The sequence below is a fragment of the Mycobacterium sp. genome, assembly GCF_035697385.1.
GTDB lineage: Bacteria > Actinomycetota > Actinomycetes > Mycobacteriales > Mycobacteriaceae > Mycobacterium.
Genome location: NZ_DASSCY010000117.1, coordinates 1 through 6420, shown reverse-complemented (window position 1 = coordinate 6420; position 6420 = coordinate 1). Strand labels below are relative to the sequence as shown.

Genomic DNA, 6420 nt, shown 5'->3' with positions numbered 1-6420 from the left:
CGCCGAGGGCAGAGGCAAACAGCCCTCCCACTCACATAGTTGCGATCACATCACAATTTGACTCGCGAAGTAACACAGCAAGCGCTAGCATCGACTTACTTGAACTGGACCGACACACAGCATCGCAAAGAGAGACGTCAGTTGAAGCCACCTTATAAAGACTTGTACTTCGGCAAAAGCGACTCGCGAAATGAAGTGAGCGAGGACGAGGAAGAGTTCGTCAAAAGCTACGTAGATCTCAAAGATGCGTCGAAGTCAGTTATGAGTGGCAAAATTTTTCTTGTTTTGGGCCCCAAGGGGACCGGGAAGTCCGCCCTTGGCTGGTATCTACGTACGACCGAGTCGTTTGGAACACATTTGGCGTTGCTTCGGGACGCCTCCTCGCTGCCATTAGACGAAGTTCCTCGACTGCAGACCGGCCAAACCGCTGGACCCGAGAGAACCGTTGTCGCCTGGAAGTTTATTCTACTTTGCAACTACTTGGAGCTACTTCTTCGAGATCAAGGTTGCTCACTACGCTCAAATAACGAAGTCATGCGTGTCGCCAGAGCCTTACGCGACTACGGGCTAACAAGCGACACGTCTGGACGTGCGCTTCTGAAAATTTCGGACACCACCGTCACGATCCCCGTACCAAAGCTCGGTAATATTTACAAACGTGAAAGCAAGAGCAAACTCAACATTTATAACCTTCTTCCATACATGGAAGAATGGGTGTCGAACGCAGAATCAGAAACTCGTCACATCCTACTACTGGATGGCCTGGACTCGATTTTCCTGAACGACGCGAAGTACGACGAGAGTCTCGCCTCGCTCGTGCAAGCTGCTTACGAAATCAATCAGGTGCTGCAGTTCAATCACGCTACCGGGACAGTAGTTCTTCTACTGCGAAACGATGTATTTTCCAGGATAGCTCTCTCGCTCCCAGATTCACAAAAAATGCGAGACGACCTTGCACTTGAGCTCGATTGGCGTGTCCTTTCTGGTAGCGCCGGAGTAAAAGCACCATTGCTCCAATTGGTTAACACTAAGGCTGCTCGCGCCCTGGACCTTGAGACCGTTGACGTCCTAAGCTATTTTCCTCCGTATGTGACGCTTGGGGGAAGAACTGGCATCCCAAAGTCGATGCCAACACTTCAGTACCTCCTGAACATGACAAGGCACACGCCCCGAGATCTGTTGCGCCTCTTCGAAGAGATCCGCAAGGTAGAAGAGTCAGAAATTTATCCTCCCAGTACCACTAAGTTAGCCGAAGAGGTCATCCGAGAAGGCGTCATTCAGTACTCCGCGAAGTACTTCATCGGCGCAATAATGAACGAGTTCGCGGGGAACAAAGTTGGGGTAGAGAGCGCCACTACTGCAATGACCGCTCTCAAGAACATGTACAAGCAGATCTTTGATCGGGCAGAATTTACCAAAGCTCTCGAAGAGGCAGGCGGTGCAGCGCTGGACACCGACAAACTTCTGACGCTGCTCTTTTATGCAGGAGCCATCGGAAACTATGTTCAACGTCAGGATCGAGAATCCTACCTTCAGTTCTATCACCGCCGCGATGACTCGCAGATTTACCTGCGAGGGAAGTTCATCCTGCACAACGCGCTTATCCACGCCTGGGGCGGACACCACGGCTTCTAACTAGCCTCAACAGCAGCTTTCGACCATGAGCTGCCGAAATTGCCTCTATGGGATCAAGGCGCCGCTGTCGGCGGCGCACCTCGTGGCCGCGCGGCGGCCCGCCCAAGTGCGGCACGGACGGCCTGCCGCTCCGCTCCGGCCGCCGGCCACCGCAGACGGCCCAGGATTCCGAGACGGCCTGACGACGGCCTGACGGGACCAAACGCAACAAAACAGCAGGTCAGAGGCGTATCGGTTTCTTGTTCATGAACTCCTCGATCCCCAGCGTCCCCAGCTCGCGTCCGATTCCCGACCGCTTGATCCCGCCGAACGGCAGGTCCGCCTCCGAACCGCCCGACTTGTTGACGTACACCATTCCCGCCTCGATCTCCCTCGCCACCCGGGCCGCGCGGGCTCGGTCCGTGGCGAACACGCTTGCGCCCAAGCCGAACGGCGTGTCGTTCGCCAGCTTCACCGCCTCCGCTTCCGATGATGCCCGGAACACCAGGGCCACCGGGCCGAAGATCTCCTCGTGGTACGCCGCCATCTCCGGTGTCACGTCCGTCAGGACCGTTGCCTCCACGTACGCGCCCGGGCCCGGGACCCGGTGGCCGCCCGCTCGGAGGGTTGCCCCCGCTCGGATTGCCGTCTCTATCTGGGCCGCCACCTCGTCCGCCGCCGCCGTTGAGGCCAGTGGGGGCAGTGTTGTCCGCGGGTCCGCCGGGTCGCCTGGGACGTAGTACTCCGTCACGCGCTTGGCGAAGCGGTCGACGAACTCCTCGTACAGCTCGGCCAGCACGATGATGCGCTTGGGCGCGTTGCACGACTGGCCACAGTTGCGCATCCGGGCCGTGGCCGTCACCTTGACCGTTTCGTCCAGGTCTTCCGTGTCCAGCACGATCAACGGGTCGGAACCGCCCAGCTCCAGGACGCACTTCTTCAGGTTGCGGCCGGCTTCGGCCGCCACCGAAATGCCCGCCTGCTCGCTGCCCGTCAGCGACACCCCGACCAGCCGCGGGTCCGCCAGCATCCACGGCACCTGCCTGCTCGACGCGAACACGTTCACGTAGGCGTCCAGCGGCACGCCGGCGTCGCGCAGCACCCCCTCGATCGCCGCCGCCGACCGGGGACAGATCGAGGCGTGCTTGAGGAGGATCGTGTTGCCCAGCAACAGGTTCGGCGCCACGAACCGGGCCACCTGGTAGCACGGGAAGTTCCACGGCATGACACCCAGCAGCGCCCCGATCGGCTCCTTCGTCAGCACCGCCTCTCCGCCGCGGATGGCCAGGGGCTCGTCGGCCAGCAGGTCCGGGCCGCGCTCGCCGTAGTAGCGGAAGATGTCGGCCACGACGCCGACCTCGCCGCGGCCTTCGTTGATCCGCTTCCCCATCTCCAGGGTCATGATCGCCGCGAGCTCGTCGGCGCGCTCGGCGAACAGCTCCGCCGCGCGCAGCACGATCGCCGCGCGTTCGGCGACCGGCCGGGCCCGCCAGGCCGCGTACCCACGGTGCACCCGGTCGATCGCCGCGCGGACCTCCTCGTCGGCCGCATTCGGGATTTCGTCGACCAGCTCGCCCGTCGCCGGGTTGGTGACTGTATACAAAGCGGCCTCCTCTGCCAGGCTACTGGATACTGTATACACTATGTCAGTCGTGATCGGCACCCGCGCGGCGGTACCTGTCGCCGCTTGATCGACTATCGTGCCCCCATGACGCTGGAACTCACCGGCGGACCCGATCTCGCCGCGCAGGCACCGAAAACCGCCCGCTGGACCCGGCAGTACACCGCCAGTGCGGTCACCTTCGGCTGCCCCGCCCGCACGTCGGAACGCACTCCGCGAGTGTGGAGCGGACGCGGTCTCGGCCTGCCCGAGGCCGAGCTGACGGGCTTCGCCGCCCAGCTGCGTCGCGTCATGAAGCACGAGGCCTACTGGCTCGCCCGAGATCCCCAAGCGGGTGACGCGGCGATTTGGTCACCCGGCCGCTACGACGACGAAGACGGCTTCGTCTACTTCGCCGGTCCGTGCACCCACGGCGGTCCGTGGCCCGGCTACCGGCCGGCCCGGACGTTCACCATCGCGCTGCCCCACGTCCGCGGCCTGCGAATCCGCGTGGCGGCGTACCTGGCCCCGCGAAACGGATGAACCCGGCGCGAGCCGGCGCCGTCGCCGCCGTGGTCAGCGGTATACCGTCGACTTTATACGCGCTTCTCACCGGCGATGACGTCCTGGCCGCCACCCGCGCGGCGGGCACCCTGCTGCCGGGACAGCGCGGCCGGCCCGGCGTCGCCGCCGGGCTGATCGCGCACATCGTCGTCTCCGCCGCGTGGACCGCCGTGCTCGCCGCGGTCTCGCGGCGCCACCGGCTCGGCGCCGGGGGCGGCGCGGTCGCCGGGCTGGCCATCGCGGCGCTGGACCTCGGGATCGCGGCCCGCGCGTACCCCGCCGTGCGGGCGTTGCCGCGCGGGCCGCAGATCCTGGACCACCTGGTGTTCGGCGCCGTCACCGGCGCGCTGCTCGACCGTCCACATCAGACGGATCAGCGCACGACCTCGACGACGTCACCGGGGTGCAGCGAGTTGTAGAACTTCACCGCGGCGGCGCGCGAAAGGTGCACGCACCCGTGGGACTTGACCTTCAGGCTGCCCTGGTGGAACGCGACTCCGGTGGTGGTGAAGAACACCGAGTACGGCATCGGCCCGTTGTACTGCTTGCTGTAGTGGTCGATGTCCTTGTACTGCACGTGGAACTTGCCCAGCGGAGTCGGGTACTTCGGCATCCCCACGGTGATCGGGACGCCGCCGTAGGTGACGTTCCCGGCGCCGTCGGTCAGCCACGCGGTATTCGAACTGCGCTGGACGCAGGCCTTCGCTTCGGCACTGCACGGCGTGGTCGCCGCTTCGGCCGTTCCCGCGAACGCCACGGTCCCCGCCATCGCGGCGACCCCGCCCAGAAGTGCGATCATCCTCCGGTTCATCGTGTGCCTCCCGTTGTCGTTCGGCTACCCGAAGAGAGTGCCCACTCGGACGATCTTCGAACCCGGGGACCGGCGGATCAGTTCTGCGGCTGCGAAAGCCCCAGGAACTCGGCCTGTTCGCGGTCGTAGCGGCGGGTCAGGCCGTTGCCGTAGCGGTCCCACCAGTTCTGCGTTTGCCCACCCTGGGTGGTCGTCGTGCCGCCGTAGATCTGGCGGTCGTATTCGATGCGGGCGTCGCGGAACTCCTGCTGGAACTGCTCCGGCGTCAGCCCCTGGACGTGCTGGACGGCCGCGTCGCTGAGCGTGCGCGAGCTCCGCACGATGTCCTCGCCCGCCATGTGGTTGAGGATCGCCCGGACACCGCCGGCCCCGCGCATGTGCGCCCCGGACATGATCGCCGCCTGCGTGCCGGGATCGGTGAAGTTGAGCGCGCCCGCCGTGCGCGCGTTCGCGGTCATCAGGTCGGCGACGACCGCGCGTTCCTCGGCGCTGCCGATGCCGTACTGCTCGCGCGCGGCGATGATCCGGTCGTAGCCGTTGTGCATGTTCTGCCGGAAACCGTAGGCCTCGGGCACCCCGCCCTGCTCCCCGGTCGCGCCTTCGGACCGCATGATCGAGTCGACGACGCGGGGATCGAGCTGCTGCGGCGGGGCGGCCGCGGCGGCACCCCCGCCCTGCCCGCCGCCGCCATAGGCCTGGGCGACGTCGGAGTCGGCGGCGCGGTAGCCGTCCGCGGCCGTCTGGACGTTCTGGTTCACGTTCACCAGCAGGCGCAGGAGTTTCTGCAGCGCGCTGCCGAGCGTCGTGTGCAGGGCGGCATTCGCGGCCGCGACCCCGCTGCCGATCCCGGCGAACGACAACGCGTCCAGCACCAGGCCTTCCAGGTCGCGCGTGGCCGACAGGAAGGACGACCCGACGTCTTCGACCGTCCTGACGACCGTTCCCATCTCCGCCGTTTCGGCGCGGTAGGCCCCGGCACTCATGGTCTGCTCCCTCCGGACACCGGCTGTGCGCGTCGAGAATTCCCCACCGCGACGGCCGGGCCCACGGCCGAATTACCCACTGGTCGCGGCCGGACTGCCCACAACGGCGCTAAGGTCGGGAGATGAGCAAACCCGACGGCGACCCGAACGTGGTCGAGGGCGAGATCGTCGACGAAACCCCCACCGCGGCACCGGCGATCCCGTCGCCGCCGCTGCCGGAAGCCGACTACAGCGAAGGTGGCGTGCCCAGCTTCGACTTCGTCCGCGACAAGATCGAGAACCGCTACACGACGTCGCTCGGCGCGACCGAGGTCGCCGGCCTCGGCACCGAGAACACGGCCGAGGCCCTCGACAAGAAGATCGCCGACCGCGACCAGGCGGCCAAGGACCGGCTGGCCGAGATCCGCCGCTCGATGCGCGGCGAGTGAGCCTCGTCACATCGCACGCGTGCCCGACCGGCTCGAACCACGCCCTCGCGTGCTCAGCCGCCCGGCACGCCGTGCGACGGGGCAGCCGAGGCTCGGCAAACCGAGCCGGCGGATGACCACCTCGCCGGCGGATCGGCCACCCGACTGCCGGACCAGCACGACCAGCGACTCGAAATAACGCAGGAACCCGGCCGGCGCGTCGGCGGGGTAGGCCCGGCTGCGGTGATCCCGCTCGGCGACGACGTGGTGCTCCAGTAGCGACCAGGTGCGCACTATGTGGGTGCCCAGCGACCCGATGACGAGATCTCGCTCGATCACCCCGAACGCCAGTAGCACCCCGAGGTAGTCGAAGAAGTAGCAGACGGAATAGACACTGTCCCGATATTCGGGCGGCAACGCTTCAATACCGCCGCCTTGCGC

The 6420-nt window shown here is 65.5% G+C and carries 9 protein-coding genes; 5 read left to right on the top strand and 4 right to left on the bottom strand.

Annotated elements, in window-relative coordinates; genetic code table 11:
* Positions 1–99 precede the first annotated feature (99 nt).
* Complete coding sequence (locus VFH65_RS10230; RefSeq protein WP_353321169.1) at positions 100–1635, top strand: P-loop ATPase, Sll1717 family; 1536 nt, start codon at positions 100–102, stop codon at positions 1633–1635.
* A gap of 25 nt (positions 1636–1660) precedes the next feature.
* On the top strand, positions 1661–1828 hold the full coding sequence (locus VFH65_RS10225; protein WP_353321168.1) for a hypothetical protein: 168 nt from the start codon (positions 1661–1663) through the stop codon (positions 1826–1828).
* Between the two features lie 27 nt (positions 1829–1855).
* Here VFH65_RS10225 and VFH65_RS10220 read toward each other — a convergent pair whose 3' ends face one another.
* Entirely contained in the window at positions 1856–3217 is a 1362-nt protein-coding gene (locus VFH65_RS10220) for an NAD-dependent succinate-semialdehyde dehydrogenase (RefSeq protein ID WP_353321166.1), read from the bottom strand.
* 105 nt (positions 3218–3322) lie between these two features.
* Between VFH65_RS10220 and VFH65_RS10215 the strand changes: the two genes are divergently transcribed.
* Both VFH65_RS10215 and VFH65_RS10210 read left to right on the top strand, forming a co-directional pair.
* Positions 3323–3757 (top strand): hypothetical protein, encoded by a 435-nt coding sequence (locus tag VFH65_RS10215; protein WP_353321164.1) that lies wholly within the window; start codon positions 3323–3325, stop codon positions 3755–3757.
* On the top strand, positions 3754–4197 hold the full coding sequence (locus VFH65_RS10210) for a hypothetical protein (RefSeq protein ID WP_353321162.1): 444 nt from the start codon (positions 3754–3756) through the stop codon (positions 4195–4197). The genes VFH65_RS10215 and VFH65_RS10210 overlap by 4 nt, the downstream gene beginning before the upstream one ends.
* Here VFH65_RS10210 and VFH65_RS10205 read toward each other — a convergent pair.
* Entirely contained in the window at positions 4152–4577 is a 426-nt protein-coding gene (locus tag VFH65_RS10205) for a L,D-transpeptidase (RefSeq protein WP_353321160.1), read from the bottom strand. The genes VFH65_RS10210 and VFH65_RS10205 overlap by 46 nt on opposite strands.
* A gap of 89 nt (positions 4578–4666) precedes the next feature.
* A complete protein-coding gene (locus VFH65_RS10200; RefSeq protein ID WP_353321158.1) occupies positions 4667–5572 on the bottom strand; it encodes a hypothetical protein in 906 nt (301 codons plus the stop codon).
* A 122-nt stretch (positions 5573–5694) separates the two neighbouring features.
* Here VFH65_RS10200 and VFH65_RS10195 point away from each other — a divergent pair, with 122 nt between their 5' ends.
* A complete protein-coding gene (locus tag VFH65_RS10195) occupies positions 5695–6000 on the top strand; it encodes a hypothetical protein (RefSeq protein ID WP_353321157.1) in 306 nt (101 codons plus the stop codon).
* 6 nt (positions 6001–6006) lie between these two features.
* Here the strand turns inward: VFH65_RS10195 and VFH65_RS10190 are convergent.
* A partial coding sequence (locus tag VFH65_RS10190) for a DUF4760 domain-containing protein (RefSeq protein WP_353321155.1) occupies positions 6007–6420 on the bottom strand: 414 nt, incomplete at its 5' end.